Consider the following 22746-nt stretch of genomic DNA (forward strand, 5'->3'; position numbering starts at 1 on the left):
AAAGGCTTGACATTACAAAAAAATGTTGAGATAATGTAAAGGCAACAAAAACATAGCAGCAATTATGTAATGATTAAAGGCGAAGAACGGGAACAGGCTGTTAAAACCGGCAAAGAGAAGCGGCGGATGGTGCAAGCCGCAGCGGCAAAGCAGCAAAAGCTCGCCCGGGAGCCGCGCTTTTGAACGGAGTAGGAAGCGACGCAGAGCAGCGTTAAGCATAATGAAGCCCCAATCAGGGTGGTACCGCGGTTAATAATCGCCCCTGTCTGCATTAGTGCAGGCAGGGGTTTTTTATTTAGCTTTATGGAGTAAAAAATACAGGAGGCAGTTATTATGGGAATGACAATGACGGAGAAGATACTGGCAAAACACGCCGGACGCCCCGAAGTATCGGCAGGCGACCTGTTGGTATCGCAGGTGGATTTGGTGCTGGCTAACGATATTACAGGCCCGCCGGCAATTAATGAGTTCAAAAAAATCGGCAAACCGGTTTTTGACAAAAATAAAATTGCGCTTGTGCCGGATCATTTTTCTCCCTGCAAGGATATTAAAGCGGCTACCATGTGCAAAACCATGCGTGATTTTGCGCGTGAAAACGAAATTAAAAACTATTTTGAAGTTGGGCGCATGGGTATTGAGCATACCCTGCTGCCGGACAACGGGCTTGTTGCGCCGGGCGAAATTGTTATCGGCGCGGATTCGCACACCTGCACTTACGGTGCGGTAAACGCGCTTTCTACCGGCATGGGTTCTACGGATATCGGCTGCGCCATGGCAAGCGGCACCAGCTGGTTTAAAGTACCGGCTGCCATTAAGGTTGAACTTACCGGCAAGCTGCCGCGCTTTGTAAAAGGCAAGGACGTTATTTTAACTTTAATCGGCATGATTGGCGTTGACGGCGCGCGTTACCAGTCGCTGGAATTCTGCGGCGACGGCGTGGCAGAACTGGAAATGGCAGACCGCTTTACCATTTGCAACATGGCGATTGAAGCAGGCGCCAAAAACGGCATTTTCCCGGTGGACGAAAAAACAAAAGCTTACCTTAAAGGCCGTGTAGACCGCGACTGGCAGGGCGTTGAGGCTGACGCCGACGCAAACTATGTGCGCGAAATTAAAATTGAACTTGATAAACTTGTACCTGTTGTTGCTTATCCGCACCTGCCGGAAAATACGCACCCGGCAGCGGAAGGGCGCGATATTAAAATCGACCAGGTTGTTGTGGGCAGCTGCACGAACGGACGCCTTGAAGATTTGGCGCAGGCTGCGGAAGTGCTGAAGGGACGCAAGGTTCATCCTTCCGTACGCTGCATTATCATCCCTGCAACGCAGGAAATTTATAAAGAAGCCATGAAACTTGGCTATATTGATACCTTTATTGATGCCGGTGCGGCTGTTTCCACCCCGACCTGCGGGCCGTGCCTTGGTGGGTATATGGGCATTCTGGCTGCGGGCGAAAGGGCTGTTTCCACAACCAACCGCAACTTCCGCGGGCGTATGGGCCATGTAGACAGCGAGGTTTACCTGGCAAGCCCGTACACGGCGGCTGCAAGCGCAGTAACCGGTTATATTACCAGCCCCGAGGAGGTAATGAAATGAGTAAAGTTTGGCGTTATGGCGACCATGTAGATACGGATGTTATCATTCCGGCAAGATATTTGAACATCAGCGATTTTAACGAACTGGCAGAACATGCCATGGAAGATTCCAAAGAAAATTTAACCGTTAATTTTGCCGCTAACGTAAAGCCGGGCGACATTGTTGTGGCAGGCAAAAACTTCGGCTGCGGCTCCAGCCGCGAGCACGCGCCCATTGTGCTGAAAGTTAAAGGCGTTAAGTGCATTATTGCCGACAGCTTCGCGCGTATTTTTTACCGCAATGCCATCAACATCGGCCTGCCGGTGCTGGAAATTGGCACTGACGTGGAAAAAATTGAAGCCGGTGACGAGCTTGACGTGGATATGGCCAAAGGCGAAATTAAAATTGTTAATAAAAACATTACCATTAAAACAAAACCGCTGCCGGAATTTATTCAGAAAATTGCCGACTGCGGCGGGCTGATTAACTACCTTAAAGGAGAACAATAATATGAAGATAACTTTACTGCCGGGCGACGGTATCGGCGTGGAAATTGTTGACGCTGCCGTTGAAGTACTGGACGCAGCGGCTAAAAAATATAACTTTACCGTTGAATACGATAAAAAACTGATTGGCGGTGCGGCTATTGACGCTTTCGGCACGCCGCTGCCGGAAGAAACTCTGGCAAGTGCCAAAGCAAGCGACGCAGTGCTTTTGGGTGCGGTAGGCGGCCCGAAATGGGATAATGTTGACCCTTCCATCCGCCCGGAAAAAGGCCTGTTAAACATCCGCAAAGGGCTGGGGCTGTACTGCAACCTGCGCCCGATGAAGGTTTCCAAATATACGGCGCATCTCAGCCCGCTTAAAACCGAACGTGCCGAAGGTGCTGACCTTTTAATTGTACGCGAACTGACCGGCGGTATTTACTTTGGCACGCATAACGAAGCACATCTTAACGCCGACGGCGTGGAAGAAGCAAGCGACATTGAAATGTACACCCGCCCGGAAGTAGAGCGCATTGCCCGCTTTGCCTTTGAAGCGGCTCGCAAACGCGGCGGCAAGGTAACAAGCGTTGATAAAGCCAACGTGCTGGGCAGCAGCCGTATGTGGCGCAAAATTGTTACCGAAATGCGCGACAAGGAATACACCGACGTTGAACTGAACCATTTTTATGTAGATAACTGCGCCATGCAGCTGGTGCTGAACCCGAAACAGTTTGACGTTGTTTTAACCAATAACATTTTCGGTGATATTTTAAGTGACGAAGCAAGCACCATTGCAGGCAGCATCGGTTTACTGCCGAGTGCAAGCCTAGGCGACGGAGCAGGCATGTATGAGCCTATCCACGGCAGTGCGCCTGATATTGCGGGGCAGGGCATTGCCAACCCGCTGGCTACCATTTTAAGCGTTGCCATGATGCTGCGCTATTCGCTGAACCAGGACGTAGCGGCAGACGCAGTTGAACGCGCCGTTGACGAAGTGCTGGAAGCAGGCTACCGCACGCCTGACCTGTGGGCGGAAGGCCTGAAGAAAGTAAGCACTGCCGAAATGGGCAAGCTTGTAGCGGAAGCAGTAAAATAAAGCAGCCGTAAAATAAGGGAAACACAGATAAATTAGAGATATTATAAACAGTTATAAATAAGGGAAAGAAAAAGGGCGCAGACCGTATGGGTTGCGCCTTTTAAACTGATGTTGCCAAAAAATTTTTAATGTGCTATACTTACATCAATCTGTTTAACGCCGGTTAAGCAGGTGCCTTTATTTATGTATCGCAGGCCTTAGAAGATACATAAATAAGGGCATTTTTTGTTTTAACCGCATTTTTGATAACAGACGTCTATCAAAATATGTGAAGAAAGATGTTCAGTCATTTTCTTTGATGAGAGTAATTTGTTATATTCTACATAACAATCGTTTGACAACACTTTTTTTGTAAACAACAAAGAATTATATAAACAAATATGTTAATTTATCGCAATAAATTTTATATGATTCATCGAACGAAATTTTTATACAAGTTATTTTTCCACCTAAGCTTGTAACTTCAGCTAATAATTGACCTGCTTTTTTTGTTGTATCAAATATTATTTTCTCAATTTGAGGTGCGAACGCTACTATAAAATATTCGGCTTGATATCCTTTGGACAATAATGAGCAAATGCTTTGTAACTGGTTGATTGCTCTTTGACTTTTCATATTTGGTATCAACAAAACTTTATCTTCTGTAATTATACTTTTTACTTCAACTATTGTTTTAGATGTATTTGAATAAAAATCGCACTTGTAATTATCAATAACTTGCTCTGGATAAAATAAATCTTTATATTCAGCTAAGTGTGCTTTTACAATATGATTTGCAAATCCTGTATCAACAATAAAATAATCTTTGTTGTTTCGAACCGCAAATAAAGTATATTTTAATCGTTTAGCTGCTTTGGTTGACGCTCTTATCAAAATATCTTTGTTATTCAAAGATATTAATTTACTAAGTTTGCACGTAATCGGAACATAACACTCAAAAACATCATCGTTATATGAAATATTGCAAATGAATCTGCTTTTTCCTTCTGATATAAATACGGCTTTATATAGTTTGAAATCTATAATATTAAGCATATAATCTACCTCTTGATTCAAATTGTATCATAAAAATATATAATAATCAATCTCGAGCAACCGATAGCATGGAATAATTTTCCCTTAAATCATAAAAATATTGCATACTATCGAATTTAATGGTATAATTTAATTGCTGTATTTGAAAGCGAGGTATCTGTTATGGCTGTTTCGTACAATAAACTATGGAAACTTCTTATTGATAAGAATATGAAAAAAATGGAATTGAAAAAAGCTGCAGGTATTGGTTCTACAACTTTGTCAAAACTAAGCAAAAATCAGCCTGTGTCAATGGAAGTCATGATTAAACTGTGTGGTGTCTTGGGGTGTAATATTGGAGACATTATGGATGTTATTGAAAATAACTAGAAAGGAGAGTTTGTTATGAGTCTTGCTCAAAACGCTTACATAGATGCTTCTAATGTATATGAAAACTCTCTTGAAAACAGTTATAAAAAAGTTAATGGAGTTTTTTATACAGACCTATCACTTGCCGAAAAAATGTTAACAGAACTGAAACTTCCAAAAGATACAATAATAATGGATCCTTGCTGTGGATCAGGAGTTTTTCTTTATGCCGCTAAAAAACATGGCTTTATCAATCTTTTTGGTGCAGACAAAGATAAAAATGCTATCAAATTTTGCTTGAATAATATTAACAATGTTTCTTTTATCGTCTGCGATTCTATTGGCCAAACAGCTTCTACTCTGTTGAGTGAATTTGAAGAGATTAATCAACCTGATGTTGTTATAGGTAATCCACCTTATGTTCCTTTGTCTGGTGATATTGAATTAAACTGTGATTATCTTTTTAGACGTAGAGTGTCTGATTTCGGTAACAATTTGTTTGTAGCAGCATTAGTACGAGCTTTTGAAATCGTAAAAACTAATGGTATTGTATCTTATATAATTCCAAAAAACTTTTTGCATGTTGCTGGATATAGCCTATTGCGGAGAACAATTCTTGAAGAAAAAACTATTGTTTCTATAATAGATATTGGAGCTTATTTCAAGAATGTTCGAGGAGAGCAAATTATTCTTACAGTAAAAAATTGTGTAGCAGATAGAAAGCATAAAATCAAGTTGAAAAAGTTATCAAGTAATCGTTTTGTAACTATGTGCAATATTCCTCAATCGTTTTACAAAGATGAAATACTAATTTTTAATTGTTCAGAAGATTATTCAACTTATAAAAAACTAATTTCCTCATATCAAACATTAGCCGATTTATGTAATGGTTATGTAGGTAGAGGAAAATCTGTTTCAACAGATGCGATAGCAGGGAAAGAAATACGTAAATTTGGATATAAAAATCATACTGTTCCCACAACTGGTAATAAGCTTTTCATCCAAAATATTTATAGTGCAGAAGCTGGTATAATAGCTGCTTTTGGCGGTAATATGGAAGCAACACAGACGGTTACTGTATTCACAGATGGTGACGAGAAAATGTGTCGTTACATATTGGGCATACTTCATTCACGGTTGTGTAATTTTTTCTTGTACAAATACTGTTATAATTACTCTAAACTTACAATGCATACAGATGCAAAATACTTAAAGAAAATACCACTTCCGTCAACTAATCAACAAGAAATATATTTTGATTCTATACTCAGCTTAGTTAGCAGATTAGAAAGCAATGATTATATGAGTCAAGAATGGTTCGACTGTTTAGAAGAATTAAATCAGATAGTATACAAAGCATACGGTATTAATAAAAAAGAATCTGATTATATTGATTGTGAAGTAAAAAGAATTCAGTCTAAAAGGTGGATATCCGATGGTCAATTCTAAAAAATGCAATGATCTTACTGGAAAAGAGTGGCTTCAAAATTCTTTTAGCATTTGGCGAGATTTATCCAAAACAAAAGAAGAAAAAGATTTTAAGCATCCAGCATCTTATCCGGTTTCGTTATGCGAAAAACTAATACGTACTTTTTCAAAAGCAAATTCGTGTGTATTAGATCCTTTTAATGGTATTGGCTCTACAACTGTAGCTGCACAAAAGCTTGGATGTGAGGCTGTAGGGATTGATTTATCTGATGCTTTTTGTAATATAGCAAAACAACGTGTGGGAAAAGATGATAAAATTCAGATAATTAATGGTGATAGTTTTGAAGTGTTAAAAATGCTTCCTGCAAATCACTTTGATATTTGTGTCACATCTCCACCATATTGGGATATTCTCAATATGAAACGCAGCGCTGACCAAAAAGAGGCTATAAATTACTCTGATAAGACTAATGATATTGGAAATATTGCAAATTATAATGAATTTGTAAATACGTTATCAAACCTTTTTGTTTCAGTTAATAGAGTTTTGAAAAAAGGTGGTTATTGTATTGTAAATGTAATGGATATTCGCAAAAAAAGCAATTTTTATCCTTTGCATAGTGATTTAGCTACAGCATTACAAAAGGTCGGATTTATTTACGATGATCTAATTATTTGGGATAGACAAGCAGATTACAATAATATGCGTCCGCTAGGATATCCATACAAATTTCGTATCAACAAGGTTCACGAATACCTTTTGATATTTATCAAGGAGTAGATGTTATGACGTTGTTAAGTTCAAGGGCTTCAGATATTAATGTATCAATAGCCGAACTTTGCTTGATACTTGGATATATGAGCACTCCTGGAAGGGTAGGTTTGATTGAGGCGCAAATTCCAGAAGAGAAAGCATTTATGTTTGAACGAGAATTTCCAGGGGAGCCTTATTATCCAATAACTCAAGGTGAAACTACCGGTGGCAATATAATGAAACAAGGTTGTCAACTACGTATATATTTTTTAAACACAAGGAATTGTCCGATAATTCTATTACCACATCTTAAGGCTGGAGTTGGTAATTATGTAAATAGAATTAATCGAGGAAAATTTATTGAACGAATAGTTAAAAATTATGGTTTTTGTTTTGGTGAACATCAAAATGCTGCAACAATACGTGCCATTGTAGCACGTTTGCACCCTACAAACGTTGTAGATTTCGATCGTGGTTATAATTTGTAATTGATTAATTTACAATAGAAAGAATTTGAATTTTCTATATCATATTAAGCACAAAGGTGGATAATTCTTTGTAGAATCAAGGCGAGAAACAATAATCATATTTATTAATGACATGTGCCGCTATTACAATTGAGTTTGCTGGAATAATTGTATTGCAAAAAATGCTAATTTAAATTATATTTTGGAGTTCCTTCTTTTCAGTCTTCTAACATAGCTCAATTGTCCGAAAGAAGTAAAGTATAAAAGACCGATTGTTTGTGTTTTCTAAATAATAAATAATAATGTTTATTTTATTGGTAAAAAATAAGAATAAAATAAAAGGTTGTGATTGTATGAATCGAGAAATGTCTTATCTTTTAGGTATGATTTGTGGCAATGGAGAAGTAAGACGTGGTGTATCAGAAACCACCATATCTATTGAAATTCCACACAAAAAACTGGCAACAGAAAATAATAACGATGTTAGAATATATGTACGTGCAAGTATAACCGATATTCGCACAGTATTAGAACCATTAATTGGTACAGGATTAAACTTTACTCAGCAGGATAATTATTCTATTATTTCTTTTACTAAAAAAAATGATGAATATATGATGAGAGAGATTTTACGTTATATTGACAATGCTGTATCTCATGAAAATATAAGAATTGATGAAGAAGTGTTTTCTTTTACTCGTGATGAAAAAATTTCTTTTTTACAAGGCTTTGCTGATGTTACAGGTTATATTCGTAGAAGCAACTATTTCTTTAAAACCTATATGCATCGAGTTTACTTAGAGGTACCACATAATTGGTACTTGGTAAGTGATATTTGTCGTTTACTTAAAGATGTCAATATTCCTGTACAAGCAATAGATTGGGCTCATCCTAATATGCGTGACGGAAATCTTGTTAAATACGAAGAAGGAAAATCTGACTTTTGGAAAAAGGAACATCAAATTAAAATATGGGCAAATGAATTTTTGCCCATAGGATTTGCTGTTTTACACAAAAGAGAAGCTCTTGCTCAGTTTGCAACAGAATTAGTTGATGGTATTCAATCAGAGGGTAAAATCCCCAAAGAAGTAACTCACAAATTCTATTGGGATGGTCGAGAAAGAATTAGAATCAAACCACATCATCCATGTGAAAATGATGAATTTATTCCATTAGAAATTAGGGGAAAACACTATGATTCGTGGAAGCAGATAGCTAAAGATTTAGGATACGGAGAATAATGTTATGAGGGAATTTGACTTATATCCACCAATGCAATTATGGCTTAAAACATATCTGAAGAATAAATACAAATCTGCTGATGAAATAATTGTCGTGGACGCACATAGTGAACGGTTGGACAGAGTTCTTAGAAAGTATAATATAATTCAAGAGGAAGCTATCGGTGTAGATATTCAAATTGATGTTCTCGGCATTGTAAAGAACGCAGATAAGTTCAAACTATTTTTTATTGAAGCAAAAAAGACAAGTTTAACTTTACGTGATTTAGGCCAACTGTGGGCGTATTGCAAACTGATTGATCCGGAAGAAGCATTTTTAATGACTTCTGCGAACTTGGGATCATTAAATAAACTTTTCAATGTTTACAAAAGGGATGATTTACTTGATTTTGGTGATGGTAAACGTATTAAAAAGATGAAAATAGCTATTTGGAATATGCAAACCAATGCACCGGATTTTGCAAGTATGATTCCCAAAATTTAATTATTAAATAAAAATGCAGAGATGGTTTTACTGTATCATTTCATGAATTATTGGAATATCACAAAATTATATATAATTTTATTAACCGTGTTGATTCTGTCGTGGTTTTCAAGTACTCTTTTAAAAGAATGAAATTTTGAGTTTTTCATTAATCTGTTATAACGATTGATATATTAGTGTTATATTCTTTTATGTATTATTTGTAATTTATCAATATTAGTAATATTACCAGATAAAGTACGGTTTATCAACAAATTTGTATTAAATATTTTCTGTTTATATGTTATACCCATTTGTTCAAATACTTTTTTACAATTTTAAACCGTTGTGCGCAAACTATTTGGTTTATACTTTGTTAGATATTTAATTTCAGATACGTTGTTTGCCAAAAAATTTTTAATGTGCTATACTTACATCAATCTGTTTAACGCCGGTTAAGCAGGTGCCTTTATTTATGTATCGCAGGCCTTAGAAGATGCATAAATAAGGGCATTTTTTGTTTTAACCGCATTTTTAAGGAGGTTTTTAATTCATGGCATGGTTAGATTTATTTATAGCGGGTATTTTTGAGGTTGTATGGTCTACCTGCTTAAAGTACTCGCACGGATTTACCAATGTAATGTTTACGGTTTTAACATTTATCGGCATGGGTTTCAGTTTCTGGTTTCTGGCGCACGCGGTTAAATCGCTGCCGATGGGCACGGCTTATGCCATCTGGACTGGCATTGGCGCGCTGGGAGCCGTTATAGTGGGCGTTATTTTGTTTAAGGAACCGGTTACGCTGGTGCGTTTATTTTTTGTGGCAATGCTTTTAACAGGCATTATCGGCTTAAAATTAACATCCGGTCAGTAAATTAAATAAGGAAGGATTATGCAGGGCTGCCGTTATTAGCGGCAGCTTTTTTATTATGCGCTGCCCGTTTTTTGGGCAAATGTATCATTTGATACGGAAAATTTTTGTATACAAAATAAAAGACAGATGTGTTTGCATTTTTCTGAATAATGTGTTAAATTAATGTTAAATATTAGTTAAATAAAAGTAAAAATACAGTTAAATTTTTAACTTTTATTTTGACGCACAATATTTTAAGCTGCCTTGGCGTTACGCAGGGCAGGAAAATTAAGGAGGTTTTATGATGTTAAAGAAAACAACGTTGTGGCTGCTTTCTGTGATGATGCTGTTAATGATGCTGGTTGCAGGCTGCGGCGGCGGAGAAGAAAAGAAAGCTGCCAATGACAGCCAGAAGCTCATCGTTTACACATCCATGAAGGAATCGCTTATTAAAGGCATTGTAGACGGCTTTAAAAAAGCCAACCCCGGCATTGATGTTGACTACCAGTCTGCCGGTGCAGGCAAGCTGATGGCGAAAATTGCCGCAGAACGCCAGAGCGGCAAAATTTTGGCCGACGTTATCTGGACAAGTGAAGTTCCTGACTTCTATAACATGAAAAACGAAGGCATTCTTTTAAATTACAAGAGCCCTGTTGAACCCGAAACCGTAAATCCGTTCAGTGATTACGACGGTTCTTTCCATGCAGCACGCCTTGGTACTCTTGGCATTGTTATTAATACAGATAAAATTAAAACCGCTCCTACCCAGTGGTCTGATTTGATGAAACCTGATTTTAAAGACCGTTTCGGCATTGCCAACCCGGCTCTTTCCGGCACCTCTTACATGAGCGTTGCGCTTCTGGAAAAACAGTTCGGCTGGAAATTTTTTGAAGACATTAAAGCCAACGGCGGCCGTATCGGCAAAGGCTCCGGCCAGGTTATCGACGATACTGCTTCCGGCGAACTTTCCGCAGCTTTGGCAGTAGACTATATTACCAATGCTAAAATTGAAAAAGGTGCGCACCTGCAGCTTTGCTATCCGCCCGAAATGCTGGTAGTTCCGAGCCCGGTTGCTATTTTTAAAGACAGCGCCAAAGCTGAAGCAGCTAAAAAGTTTGTAGATTATCTGCTCAGCAAAGAAGCACAGACTCTCGTTGCACAGCAGGGCACCATTCCTGTACGTGAAGATGTAGAAATTCCGGCTAAATTCAATCTGCCTGCTCCGAAAGAAGCTTTGGAAAAATCCATTAAGATTGACTACATTGAAGCAATTAAAACCAAAGAAGACACCATTAAGAAATTCTCTGACATTATGCAGATGAAACAGTAGTTCCGGCATAAGAAGGCTAATTAAATAATGGGCTAAGAAAGGCGGCGGAGCGGGGTTGCCCGTTTCGCCGTTTTTGCAGTTAATACATTTACAGGAGGTTGCCTTATGGAAGATATCATTAAGGTTGAAGGCGTTGCCAAAGCCTACGGCAAGCATCAGGTACATAAAGGCCTTGACCTTGGCATAAAAAAAGGCGAGTGCTTTACTCTGCTTGGCCCTTCCGGCTGCGGCAAAACGGTTTTGATACGCCTTATTGCCGGGCATGAAGTTCCGGATGAAGGCCGTATTATTATTGATAATACCGTTGTTGCCGACAGCGCCAGCGGTGAGTATATTCCGCCCGAAAGGCGCGGGTTGGGCATTGTGTTCCAGGATTATGCGGTTTGGCCGCACATGACGGTTTACGATAACATTGCGTATCCGCTGAAAATGGAAAAACGCCCGAAAGAAGAAATTGATAAATTAGTAATGAAAATGATTGATATTGTCGGCATGAAAGGGCTTGACAAGCGCCTGCCTTCAGAGCTTTCAGGCGGGCAGCAGCAGCGTGTTGCTCTTGCACGCGCACTGGTTGCAGACCCTTCGGTTATGCTTCTGGATGAGCCGCTTTCCAACCTTGACGCTAACCTGCGTGAGGAAATGCGCTTCGAGATTAAGGCTTTGCAGCGTCAGTTCGGCATAACGGTTATGTATGTAACGCATGACCAGGAAGTTGCGCTTGCCATCAGCGACCGCATTGCCATTATGGACAACAACGGCCATATCCGCCAGATTGGCACGCCGTACGAAATTTTTGAAAAGCCTGCCGATTTGTTCATTTTTAAATTTATGGGCATCGCCAATTTCCTTGGCGTACGCGAAGAAAACGGCGCTTACCTTGTCGGCAGCGGCACGCAGCAGGTGCCGTGGGAAAAACCGCAGGGCAGCGGCATTAAAAACTGGGTTGCGGCTTTCCGCCCGTCGGATGTTATTATTAGCCGCGGTGGCACAGGGCTGAAGGGCATTATTAAACGTGCCAACTTCCTTGGCGCAACCATGGACTATATGATTGAAATTGACGGTGAACATCTGCGTACGGAAATTGTAACGCATGAAGCGATTTCCGAGAAACTGATGTTTAACGAGGGCGAGGAATGTGTTGTTAATTTCCGTGCCTTGTACTGGTTTGATGCGGCTCAGATGAAGGAGGTGGAAGAATTATGAGTACAATTAAAAAGGATTCCGGTTTTGGCGTAGCTCAGATAATTCTTTTAATTTCTATTGCCGTACTGGTTATTTTTGTTGCGTGGCCTGTACTTTTAATTCTGTTTAACGCCTTTTTTGTTGACGGTACTTTTAACAGCAGCGACTTTTACGCTGTACTGACAGAGCCTGAAACTTTCCAGGCATTGAAAAACTCGCTGATTATTGCCAGCATGACGACGATTGGCAGTACGATTGTAGGCACGTTTTTTGCGTGGCTTGTTACCCGTACCGACCTGCCGTACAAAACTTTTATGAAGAGCCTGTTCCTTGTGCCGTTTATGCTGCCGAGCTTTATCGGCGCTTTGGCGTGGAAGATGCTGCTTTCTCCGAACTCCGGCTATATTAATACGTTCTTTATGGAAACCTTTGGCCTTACGGAACCTGTATTTAATATTTACAGCTACTTCGGCATCAGCCTGGTAGAAGTTATGTACTTATTCCCGTTTGTATTTATACAGGTTTGCGGCGCGCTGGAACGCATGGACCCGACTTTGGAAGAATCGGCGCGTATTTCCGGTGCAGGCCTGTTTACCATTACCCGCAAAATTACAATTCCGCTGGTGCTGCCTTCCATTATGTCGGGCGCGCTGCTGATTATGCTGTACTCCATGGCACATTTCGGCACGGTTGCGGTACTTGGCATTGAGCAGGGCATTTACAACATCCCGACGCTTATTTACGAAAAAATTCACCAGAGCGGCGGCAGCTTCGATTCTATCCGTACCGGTACGGTACTTGCAACGGTGCTTGTTGTAACGGCTGCGCTTATCATCTGGGCACAGCAGAAGGTTTTGAGCCGCGGCCATTATCAGATTATCGGCGGCAAGAGCTTCCGCCCGATGGAACTGAAACTGCGCGGGCTGCGTTATCCGCTGCTGTTCTTCTGCCTGGCTTATATTGGCTTTACCATCCTTCTGCCTACCGTGGTTATCTTCCTCGTTGGCGGCGTAAGCACTTACGGTTTGCCGCTTACCTGGGAAAACCTGTCGCTTGATAACTACAAATACATTCTGTTTGAATACGAAGTAACCAAAGACGCTATCTTCAACAGCGTAACTTTAGGCCTTGCAGCAGCTGTTATTACCATGTTTGCAGGCGTAATGATTTCTTACGTTATTGTTAAGATGAAAGTACGCGGCAAAGGCATTTTGGAATTCCTCGGCATGCTGCCGTTCTCCGTACCGGGCTCCGTTATCGCGCTGGGCGTTATTTTGGCGTGGAGCGGTAAATTCGGCATCAACCTGTATAACACGGTTTGGATTATCCTCGTTGCCTATATTGCCCGCTACATGGCATTCAGCTTAAAGGCTAACAGTGCCGCGCTGGAACAGGTACACGATTCTTTGATGGAAGCATCGCGTTCCTGCGGCGCTACCATGTGGCAGTCCTTAAAAGATATTGTTATTCCGCTGGTTCGCCCGGGTATGATTAGCGCGTTCTTCTTAATCTTCCTGCCGGCACTGCGTGAACTTACCGTATCCATTATGCTGTATGCGCCTACCACAAGAACTATCGGCGTTGCCATTTATACTCTTAACGAGGATGGCGAAACCGTTATGAGTACCGCGCTGGCAGGTATTGCCCTTATCATCATCGTCTGCGGGCAGATGCTGATTAACCATTTTACCAAGAAAGTGAGTGAGTAACCGTCATGTCTTATATACGCTTAGTTAACGTTACAAAACGCTTTGGCAATGTTACTGCCGTAGATAACCTGAACCTTGAAATCGGCAAAGGCGAGTGCTTCTCCATGCTTGGTCCTTCCGGCTGCGGAAAAACAACTACCCTGCGTATGGTGGCAGGCTTTGAGGATTTAAGTGACGGCGAAGTATGGGTTGGCGACCGTCTGTTGTCATCTCCTAAAAAGCATCACTATACACCGCCCGAAAACCGCAATTTTGGCATGGTGTTTCAGGCTTTTGCCGTATGGCCGCATATGAGCGTTTATGAAAATGTTGCTTTTCCGCTGAGGCTGCGCAAACTGCCTGCGGCAGAAATTGAGCAGCGCACTAAAGACGCGCTTACGGCAACAAACCTTTTAAAATCAGCCAACGAAAGCCCTGCAAGCCTTTCCGGCGGCGGCAAACAGCGTGTTGCGCTGGCGCGTGCGCTTGCCATTAACCCTGACGTTATGCTGCTGGACGAGCCTCTTTCCAGCCTTGACCCGCACCTGCGCGAGGAAATGCGCTTTGAAATTAAAGACTTGCAGCGTAAATACGGTTTTTCCATTATTTACGTTACGCACGACCAGTCGGAAGCCATGGCGCTTTCTGACCGCATTCTTGTTATGAAGCTGGGCGTAATGCAGCAGATTGATTCGCCGCTTGATGTATATAACAATCCGGCAAATAAATTTGTATTCAGCTTCATAGGCGTGTCGAGCTTTACCGATGTGGTATGGCAAAGCGGCGCAGCCTGCATTAAGGGCGATAACCGCCCGCTGCCGCAGGGGCTTGTTGTTCCGGCGCGCATGCAGGGTGAAGCCGTATTTAACCTTGCCAGCCGCCCGACTGAAATAAGGTTCACAAATGAAAACGATATCAACGCAGTACGCGGTGTTGTAATGCGCAAAGCCTTCCTTGGCGAAATTATCGACTACCTTGTAAAAATAGGCGACCAGGAAGTGCGCGTACAGATTGGACGCCGCGACCCGGGACCGGAAACCGGCGAAGTATGCTATCTGCATTTCCTGCGTCCGTTCTGGTACAAGGTTGATGAATAATTAAAAACATATAGCCCGAAAGGGCGAAAGAGGCATACCCAAATAGTATGCCTCTTTTTTACGCAAAAATACCCCGCCTGTAAAGGCGGGGTATTTTATACTACTTTACTGTTTATTTTTATGCCTTGATTTCTATTTCCATCAGGCAGTCGCCGCTTTCGATACGGCTGCCGGCCGCTACATGGATTTGCGATACAATGCCGCTGATAGGTGCGGCGATGGTGGTTTCCATCTTCATTGCTTCGGTTACGATAAGCGGGGTGCCTTTTTCGACAGCCTGGCCTTTTTCAACCAGCAGTTTAACAACGGAACCGGAAAGGGTTGCGCCGATTTCGCCGGGGTTGGTTTTATCGGCTTTTTTGCGCGTTACGTTGGTAGATTTAACATTTCTGTCTTTAATATCAATTTCACGCGGCAGGCCGTTGAATTCGAAGAAGATGGTACGGATGCCGTCTTCGTTTGCTTCGCCTATCTGCAAAAGCTTGATAACGAGCATTTTGCCCTGTTCGATTTCAACTTTAATTTCTTCGCCGGTTTTCATGCCAAAGAAGAAGGTAGGCGTATCAAGTACGGAAACATCGCCAAATTCGGCATGGCGTACTGCCCAGTCGCTGAATACTTTCGGGTACAGGCAGTAGCTGCTTACAGCTTCGTCGCTGGTCGGAGCGCCCATTTCCGCAAGGCTGGCGCGTACTTTTTCAAAATCTGCCGGGGGCAGTGCAGCACCGGGGCGGCCTTCGATAGGTTTGCGCCCTTTAAGAATAATTTGCTGCAATTTCTGCGGGAAGCCCTGATACGGTACGCCCAGGCGTCCTTCAAAGAATTCTACAACGGAAGCAGGGAAACTGAGCGAATCGCCTTTGGCATAAATATCTTCTTCGGTAAGGTCGTTCTGCACCATAAACAGTGCCATATCGCCAACCATTTTGGAAGACGGCGTTACTTTAATAATATCGCCGAACATCATGGAAACGCGGTGATACATATCTTTAATGTCTTCCCAGCGTTCGCCGAGGCCTACTGCTTTAGCCTGCTGCTGCAGGTTGCTGTACTGGCCGCCCGGCATTTCGTGGATGTAAACTTCCGGGTTGGGGTAAGAAACGGTGTTGTCGATTGCTTTATAATACGGACGCACACTTTCCCAGTAACGTGACATTTCGTTAAGTGCGTTAATGTCAAGGTGCGGCTGGCGCGGATGGCCGGAAAGTGCGTAGTACAGGCTTGCGCCGCTCGGCTGGGAAGTGCCGCCGCTCATAGCGCTCATGGCTACGTCAACAATATCTACGCCGGCGTCAATAGCGCGGGCATAAGTGTAAATGCTGTTGCCGCTGCCTTCGTGCGTATGCAGGTGGATAGGCACGTTAACGGCTTCTTTAAGGGCAGAAACAAGCTGGTAAGCTGCTTCCGGCTTCAAAAGGCCTGCCATATCCTTAATGCAGATGGAGTTGGCACCGGTTTTTTCCAGTTCTTTCGCCATGGTTACATAATATTTAAGGTCGTATTTATCACGGCGCGGGTCTAAAATATCGCCGGTGTAGCATAATGCAGCTTCGGCAAATTTGCCTGCGTCGCGTACAGCATCCAGTGAAAGGCGCATGTTTTCAATGCCGTTAAGGCTGTCGAATACGCGGAACACGTCAACGCCGTTTTTCGCGCTGAGGCGGATAAATTCTTTAACAACGTTGTCCGGATAGCTGGTGTAGCCAACGGCATTGGCACCGCGCAGCAGCATCTGGAACAGAATGTTCGGGCATTTTTCGCGGAACTGGCGCAGGCGTTTCCAAGGGCTTTCGTCAAGGAAGCGGTAAGCAACGTCAAAAGTTGCGCCGCCCCAGCATTCAAAGCTGAACAGGTTAGGCAGCTTGGCTGAGGTAGTGCCGATAACTTTCAGCATATCGTTGGTGCGCATGCGGGTTGCAAGCAGCGACTGGTGCGCGTCACGGAAGGTGGTATCCGTAAACAGCACTTCTTTCTGGTCCATAACCCATTTGGAAAGCCCTTCCGGACCCTGCAAATCCAAAATCTGCTTGGTGCCGTCGGCAGGGGTGCCTTTAAACGCTTTGGGCAGGCTGAGCGGGGCAAATTCCGGTTTGGGCTGTACGCCTACATTGTTGTAGCCATTAACGGTTACATCGGCAATGTAGTGCAAAAGCCTGGTGCCGCGGTCCAGTGTTTTCGGGAAGATGAAAAGTTCGGTGTTTTCATCAACAAACGAAGTATTGTAGCTGCCGTCAAGGAAACTGGGGTGAGCCAGTACGTTTTCAAGGAACAGAATATTGGTTTTAACGCCGCGGATGCGGAATTCTTTTAAGCAGCGCAGCATTTTGGTAATGGCAATTTCGTGGGTAAGGCCGTGGGTGGTTGCCTTAACCAAAAGCGAATCGTAATACGGAGTAATAACAGAACCCGTAAAAGCATTGCCGCCGTCCAGACGCACGCCAAAGCCGCCGCCGCTGCGGTAAGCAATCAGCTTGCCGGTATCGGGCATAAAGTTGTTGGCAGGGTCTTCAGTGGTAATACGGCACTGAATGGCATGGCCGAAGCTGGTAATTTTATCCTGTTCGGGAATGCCGATTTCCGGGCTGTGCAGGGAATAGCCTTCGGCAATTTTAATCTGGGTCTGCACAATATCAAAGCCGGTAATTTCTTCGGTAACGGTATGTTCAACCTGAATACGCGGGTTAACTTCAATAAAGTAGAAGTTGCCGTCCGGGGTAACGAGGAATTCAACCGTACCGGCGCTGAGGTAATTAACGTTTTTCATCAGCTTAACGGCTGCGTCGCAGATTGCCTTGCGCAGTTCGGGCTTAAGCGAAAAGGCCGGGGCGATTTCCACCAGTTTCTGGTGACGGCGCTGCACGGAGCAGTCGCGCTCGAACAAATGCACAATGTTGCCCTGCGTGTCGCCCAAAATCTGAACTTCGATATGTTTCGGGCTTTCAAGGTATTTTTCAAGGTAAATTTCATCGCTGCCGAAAGCCTTCATAGCTTCGGATTTAGCCATGTTGTATACGGTTTCCAAATCTTCGTTGCTGTTTACCATGCGCATGCCGCGCCCGCCGCCGCCGTTAACGGCTTTAAGCATAACGGGGAAGCCGTGCGCCTGCACAAAACGGTAAACGTCTTCAACGCTGTCAATCGGGCCGTCGCTGCCCGGAATCATCGGAATGCCGGCAAGCTTGGCCTGTTCGCGCGCATTAACTTTGTCGCCGAACATAATAAGGTGTTCAAGGCGCGGGCCGATAAAGATAATGCCTTCTTCGGCGCAGCGTTTTGCAAGGTCGCTGTTTTCGCTTAAAAAGCCGTAGCCGGGATGGATGGCGTCTACATCGTGCTCATGCGCGATACGGATAATGTCTTCAATATCAAGGTAAGCATCGATAGGGCCTTTGCCTTCGCCGACAAGGTAGGCTTCGTCAGCTTTGTTGCGGTGCAGTGAAAGTGTGTCTTCTTTTGAATAAATTGCCACTGTGCGGATGCCGAGTTCGTTGCAGGCACGGAAAACGCGGATAGCGATTTCGCCGCGGTTGGCAACCAGTACAGACTTAATTTTTTGCATAGTATACCCTCCTTCGGATAGCACTGTACCTATTTTATTAAAAAAAGTTACTAATTGCAATGGTTTCAGCGTAAGTATTTCTGTATACAGAAAAACATAACGGCATGCAGGAAAACATGCCGTTTAAAACAGTTAATTTTTTAAATATTTGTCAAAAAAAGCGGTAATAACATCAAGCACCGGCTGCTGAACCCCAAACGTGCCGCATAACAAACCCTCCTTAAAGTAACGTACATATTTATTATAATACCGCTTTATTACGCGTGGCAAATTGTAGGCAGCAGGAAAGGTGCTGATAAAAAAGAGTTTGGCATTGTGCCAAACTCTTTTTGCGTATATGCAGTTAACTTTGCAGATGTCACTCCAGCAAATTATTTTTGCGCCAGCCTTCGCTTTTCCAGCGGTAAATAAATACCAGCGCGCGCAGGCATTCATCAAGGCACATGGCAAGCCATACGCCCACGAGGCCCCAGCCAAGGTGCAGGCCAAAGAACCACGCGCCAAGCGTTGCCACGCTCCACATGGAAACAAGCCCCGTCGTTACCGGCCATTTAATATCGCCCGCCGCCTGCAAACTCATAACCATTACCATGTTCACGGCGCGCCCTGCTTCCAAAAACACTTCTATTAAAAAGATGTGCCGTCCCAGCTCCAGCACTTCGGGGTTATCGGTAAAAATGCCGTAAATGCTGTCGCTGTTAAAAAATAAAAGCAGCGTTACCGTTGTGCTGATGGTAACGGCAATGCGGATGGTTTTCCATACGCGCTGTTCAACGGCGTCAAGGTCGCCCGCGCCGATTAAAAAGCCGACGATAATCTGCGTTGCCATGGCAAGCGCCTGTGAATAGATGTAGGAAAACATGGCGATGATGTAGGCGTAAATTTTGGTGGTAATAACCACAATGCCCATTACGTTAACAAAGCGCATAATAACCATCTGCGAAATCTGGTAGGAAAGCGATTCGCCGCCGGATGGCAGACCCAGGTACAAAATTTTATACAGCGTGTTTTTGGGGAAGGGGCGCAGGTATTTAAACGAAAGGCGGATATCAATAAATTTGCGGAAAAAGTATAAAATTAAAAGCAGCCCCAGTACCTTACTGGTGTTGGTGGATATGGTTACGCCCAAAACGCCGAGTGACGGTATCGGCCCCAGGCCATGAATTAAAATGCAGTTGCCCGCGATATTGATAAGGTTCATTACTACGGAAGTAATCATGGTAATTTTTAGCAGGGAATAACCGCGGAAGAACGAAATAAAAGAGATATAGGCAGACTGCACTACAATAAAAAGACCTATGTAGCGCAAAAAGAGCGAGGCTTCGGCCCAGATGTCTGCCGGTACATCCAGGAGGCTTAAAAAGAAACCGTCAAAAATAAACAGTGCCGCGCTGATGATAACGCCGAAAACCATATTGGCAAGCAGGGCAACGGTGCAGACTTCGGCAACTTTTTCGCGGTTGCCCGCGCCGCGGTGCTGGGCAATTAAAATGGTAGCTGCCATGCTGATTACGCTTAAAGCGAGGATAACGATATTGATAATCTGGTTGGCGTTGCCTACGGCGGCAACAGAGTGCTGCGAGTAATGGCTGAGCATGAACTGGTCGACATTGCCGACCATCATCTGCAAAAGTATTTCAATAAAAATTGGCCAGGTCATTTTAAAAACGGAAAGTTTTTGCGTGCCTTCGGCGTTTTTTACTGCGGACATGATTGTGCTCCTTATTTTTAAAAGTTTTTAAACAGAGAAAATAACTATATTATAGCAGTTTGCATTGTATTTACAAGCAGAAAAGTGTAAAATAAACAGCAAAAAATAAATTCGCAAAAGTCTGAAAAAAATGAAGTTAACCATAAATACATAAAAGGTTGACAATAAAAACGGCAAAACTTATAATTAAAAAGTAAAGGTGTGGTGAACTATGTTAAAACTTATCAGGGCATTATCAGAATACAACGGCCCGACTTATGACGGAGCGGTAATGGCAAGAGCCGTTATTAAAGCATCCGCGCTGGAAAATACAGATTACGCAACGCGCCCGGTAAAAATGGCGCCGCCGCGCATGGGCATTATCGAGGCTTATAAAGAAGGCGCTGCTTCGCTGACGGTAACGCTTCTGCGCCCGCTGGTGCGTGCCGGTGAAATGCCGGAAACGGTGCCGCAGGGCGAAAAACAGCTGAGCTTTGTTATTGATAAGCCGGAAATTAACGCTTATCTTGATGCCGTGGACGATACTAATTCCATTCACCGCGGCGAAAACCCCGTTGTACCGGGGCTGTGCATGATTGAGCATTTGTGGCGCGCTTTAAATAAGCCGCTGCCGCTGAACTGGGACGTTAAATTTAAAATGCCTGCTTTTGCGGGAGAACAGATTGACATATACAAAAACGGCATGTCGCTTGACGGTTACTGCGGCGGGCGCGAGCTGTTTACGGTAGGTATAAAGGAGAGTTAAAACAATGAATGGCACAAACAGGCCGGACGGTGTCCGCGAGATGGTAAAAATGGCGCTTTTAATGGCGATGAACTGCGTATCGGCATATGTAATAATTCCGCTGCCGTTTTCGCTGTCGCCAATATCGCTGCAAACGGTGTTTGTAAATCTTTTGGGCTTTTTGCTTACGCCGCGGCAGGTGCTTATTACCATGTGCGCATACCTTTTAATGGGGCTTGCGGGGCTGCCGGTGTTTACGGGCGGCACGGCAGGGCCCGGCAAACTGTTTGGGCCTACCGGCGGATATATTTTCGGCTTTTTAGTGGCAGCGCTTATCATCAGCTGGCTGCGCGGCAATAACTATGGTTTTAAGCGCTGCGCGTTTTTGGGCGTTGTTATTGGCATACCGGTAATTTACCTTCTGGGCGTGGCGCAGCTTAAATTCATTACCGGCATCGGCTGGGAAGAAGCCGTTGTTACCGGCGCTTTGCCGTTTATTCCGATGGATATTGTTAAGTGCATAGCGGCGGCGTATATTACGGCGCCCATTCAAAGAGCGATTGGCGGCGGCGGGCGCTGATGGATAAGGTTTGTTTAATTGGCGGGCTGCGCAGCTATATTGGGCTGACGGGCGGCTTGTACAGGCACGTGCCGGCGGAGCTTTTGGGCGCAGCGGTGCTGAAAGCGGTAACGGAAAAATATAATGTTGTGCCGCAGCAGATAATTTGCGGCAACGGCGTGGGCGCTGGCGGCAACATTGCGCGCCTGGCGGCATTGGAAGCAGGGCTGCCGGAAAGCATACCCGCCGTGAGCGTGGATGTGCAGTGCGGCAGCGGGTTGGAAGCCGTGGCAATGGCGGCGGCCAAAATTGAAGCAGGCGAGGCGGAGGTAATTATTGCCGGCGGGTTTGAAAGCACATCTACCCAGCCGCGGCGCGGCTACAACGCCAACCACCCTGATTATAAGGGCGAAGAAACTTACAGCGTGGCCAAGTTCATGCCGGGCATTCACCGCGAAACGGTAATGCTGGAGGGCGCGGAACTTACGGCAGAGCGTGAGCACATCAGCCGTGCGGAAAGCGACCCCTGGGTACTGCGCAGCCATAAGCTGGCGGCACAGGCAGCGGCAGACGGAGCGTTAAGCGATATTATAGTGCCGTGCTTCGGCGCGGTGCGCGATGAAGGCATACGCCCCAAAATGAGCCAGCGCCTTTTGGACAGGCTGCCCTGCGTGCTGGAAGGCGGCAGATTTACCAATGCTGCCAATGCCTGCCTGACTAATGACGGCGCGGCGTTTGTGCTGCTTGCAAGCGAAAGTTATGCCAGAGCGCATAACCTTGCGGTGCAGGCCAAAGTGCGGCACAGTGCGGCAGCAGGCGGCGACCCTTTGGTAAGCCCCAAAAGCGCAATACTTGCGCTTAATGCGCTGCTGCAAAGGGCAGGGCTTTCGCATACGCAGATAGACTGCTTTGAACTGAACGAAGCCTTTGCCGTTATCGACGTTATGTTCAGCCGTGCCTTTCCGGGGCATGAAGACGGTTATAATGTTTTCGGCGGCGCGCTGGCGTACGGGCACCCTTACGGCGCTTCGGGAGCAATTATTTTGCTGCACCTGCTAAAATCGCTGCAAAAGCGCGGCGGCAGGTTCGGTGCGGCATCCGTAGCGGCGGCTGGCGGCGTTGGCACGGCACTTTTGATTGAGAGATGTTAA

At 44.2% G+C, this 22746-nt stretch carries 20 protein-coding genes and 1 other annotated feature; of the genes, 17 read left to right on the forward strand and 3 right to left on the reverse strand.

Annotated elements, in window-relative coordinates; genetic code table 11:
- Positions 1 to 73: 73 nt before the first annotated feature.
- Positions 74 to 267: a binding site (T-box leader), on the forward strand.
- A 66-nt stretch (positions 268 to 333) separates the two neighbouring features.
- Genes leuC through leuB form a run of 3 tightly spaced genes read left to right on the forward strand, consistent with a single transcriptional unit; the run spans position 334 to position 3156 of the window.
- Positions 334 to 1596 carry a 3-isopropylmalate dehydratase large subunit gene (leuC, locus tag M3079_RS05620; RefSeq protein WP_249077826.1) on the forward strand — a complete coding sequence of 421 codons (1263 nt, stop codon included), beginning with the start codon at positions 334 to 336 and terminating at the stop codon, positions 1594 to 1596.
- Positions 1593 to 2084, forward strand: a complete 492-nt coding sequence (locus tag M3079_RS05625; protein WP_249077828.1) for a 3-isopropylmalate dehydratase small subunit — start codon at positions 1593 to 1595, stop codon at positions 2082 to 2084. The genes leuC and M3079_RS05625 overlap by 4 nt, the downstream gene beginning before the upstream one ends.
- 1 nt (position 2085) lies before the next feature.
- Positions 2086 to 3156 (forward strand): 3-isopropylmalate dehydrogenase, encoded by a 1071-nt coding sequence (gene leuB / locus M3079_RS05630; protein ID WP_249077829.1) that lies wholly within the window; start codon positions 2086 to 2088, stop codon positions 3154 to 3156.
- Between the two features lie 366 nt (positions 3157 to 3522).
- On the opposite strand, the gene M3079_RS05635 is transcribed toward leuB, so the two are convergent.
- Positions 3523 to 4191 carry a DNA/RNA nuclease SfsA gene (locus tag M3079_RS05635; protein ID WP_249077832.1) on the reverse strand — a complete coding sequence of 223 codons (669 nt, stop codon included), beginning with the start codon at positions 4189 to 4191 and terminating at the stop codon, positions 3523 to 3525.
- A gap of 162 nt (positions 4192 to 4353) precedes the next feature.
- Here M3079_RS05635 and M3079_RS05640 point away from each other — a divergent pair, with 162 nt between their 5' ends.
- The 11 genes from M3079_RS05640 (at position 4354) to M3079_RS05690 (ending at position 15042) form a co-directional block, all read left to right on the forward strand.
- Complete coding sequence (locus tag M3079_RS05640; protein ID WP_249077834.1) at positions 4354 to 4560, forward strand: helix-turn-helix transcriptional regulator; 207 nt, start codon at positions 4354 to 4356, stop codon at positions 4558 to 4560.
- Positions 4561 to 4575: 15 nt separating this feature from the next.
- Positions 4576 to 5988, forward strand: a complete 1413-nt coding sequence (locus M3079_RS05645; RefSeq protein ID WP_249077836.1) for an N-6 DNA methylase — start codon at positions 4576 to 4578, stop codon at positions 5986 to 5988.
- Complete coding sequence (locus M3079_RS05650) at positions 5975 to 6748, forward strand: DNA methyltransferase (protein WP_249077838.1); 774 nt, start codon at positions 5975 to 5977, stop codon at positions 6746 to 6748. The genes M3079_RS05645 and M3079_RS05650 overlap by 14 nt, the downstream gene beginning before the upstream one ends.
- Positions 6749 to 6753: 5 nt before the next feature.
- A complete protein-coding gene (locus tag M3079_RS05655) occupies positions 6754 to 7209 on the forward strand; it encodes a hypothetical protein (RefSeq protein ID WP_249077840.1) in 456 nt (151 codons plus the stop codon).
- A gap of 332 nt (positions 7210 to 7541) precedes the next feature.
- Positions 7542 to 8429: a hypothetical protein gene (locus M3079_RS05660; RefSeq protein ID WP_249077842.1), complete on the forward strand. Its 888-nt coding sequence runs from the start codon at positions 7542 to 7544 to the stop codon at positions 8427 to 8429.
- A gap of 4 nt (positions 8430 to 8433) precedes the next feature.
- Complete coding sequence (locus M3079_RS05665) at positions 8434 to 8913, forward strand: hypothetical protein (protein WP_249077844.1); 480 nt, start codon at positions 8434 to 8436, stop codon at positions 8911 to 8913.
- Positions 8914 to 9445: 532 nt separating this feature from the next.
- Entirely contained in the window at positions 9446 to 9766 is a 321-nt protein-coding gene (locus M3079_RS05670; RefSeq protein ID WP_249077846.1) for a multidrug efflux SMR transporter, read from the forward strand.
- A 283-nt stretch (positions 9767 to 10049) separates the two neighbouring features.
- On the forward strand, positions 10050 to 11075 hold the full coding sequence (locus M3079_RS05675; protein ID WP_021715599.1) for an ABC transporter substrate-binding protein: 1026 nt from the start codon (positions 10050 to 10052) through the stop codon (positions 11073 to 11075).
- Positions 11076 to 11180: 105 nt separating this feature from the next.
- Positions 11181 to 12278, forward strand: a complete 1098-nt coding sequence (locus tag M3079_RS05680) for an ABC transporter ATP-binding protein (RefSeq protein ID WP_249077849.1) — start codon at positions 11181 to 11183, stop codon at positions 12276 to 12278.
- Positions 12275 to 13966: an iron ABC transporter permease gene (locus M3079_RS05685; protein ID WP_249077850.1), complete on the forward strand. Its 1692-nt coding sequence runs from the start codon at positions 12275 to 12277 to the stop codon at positions 13964 to 13966. Before M3079_RS05680 ends, M3079_RS05685 begins: the two co-directional genes overlap by 4 nt.
- A 5-nt stretch (positions 13967 to 13971) precedes the next feature.
- The gene (locus M3079_RS05690) at positions 13972 to 15042 is read left to right on the forward strand and encodes an ABC transporter ATP-binding protein (RefSeq protein ID WP_021715138.1); all 1071 of its coding nucleotides are present in this window, start codon (positions 13972 to 13974) and stop codon (positions 15040 to 15042) included.
- Positions 15043 to 15160: 118 nt separating this feature from the next.
- Here the strand turns inward: M3079_RS05690 and pyc are convergent, their stop codons facing one another.
- Positions 15161 to 18601 carry a pyruvate carboxylase gene (gene pyc, locus M3079_RS05695; RefSeq protein WP_249077852.1) on the reverse strand — a complete coding sequence of 1147 codons (3441 nt, stop codon included), beginning with the start codon at positions 18599 to 18601 and terminating at the stop codon, positions 15161 to 15163.
- A gap of 358 nt (positions 18602 to 18959) precedes the next feature.
- The gene (locus M3079_RS05700; protein WP_249077854.1) at positions 18960 to 20312 is read right to left on the reverse strand and encodes an MATE family efflux transporter; all 1353 of its coding nucleotides are present in this window, start codon (positions 20310 to 20312) and stop codon (positions 18960 to 18962) included.
- Positions 20313 to 20523: 211 nt separating this feature from the next.
- Between M3079_RS05700 and M3079_RS05705 the strand changes: the two genes are divergently transcribed.
- From M3079_RS05705 to M3079_RS05715, 3 genes are read left to right on the forward strand one after another with little or no spacing between them, the layout of a single operon-like run.
- Positions 20524 to 21057: a hypothetical protein gene (locus tag M3079_RS05705; protein ID WP_249077855.1), complete on the forward strand. Its 534-nt coding sequence runs from the start codon at positions 20524 to 20526 to the stop codon at positions 21055 to 21057.
- A 4-nt stretch (positions 21058 to 21061) separates the two neighbouring features.
- Positions 21062 to 21616: a biotin transporter BioY gene (locus M3079_RS05710; RefSeq protein ID WP_249077857.1), complete on the forward strand. Its 555-nt coding sequence runs from the start codon at positions 21062 to 21064 to the stop codon at positions 21614 to 21616.
- Positions 21616 to 22746, forward strand: coding sequence for a thiolase family protein (locus M3079_RS05715; protein WP_249077859.1), 1131 nt, complete (start codon positions 21616 to 21618; stop codon positions 22744 to 22746). The genes M3079_RS05710 and M3079_RS05715 overlap by 1 nt, the downstream gene beginning before the upstream one ends.

This window comes from Phascolarctobacterium sp. ET69 (assembly GCF_023336935.1).
In the GTDB taxonomy this organism is placed as follows: domain Bacteria; phylum Bacillota; class Negativicutes; order Acidaminococcales; family Acidaminococcaceae; genus Fusicatenibacter_A; species Fusicatenibacter_A intestinipullorum.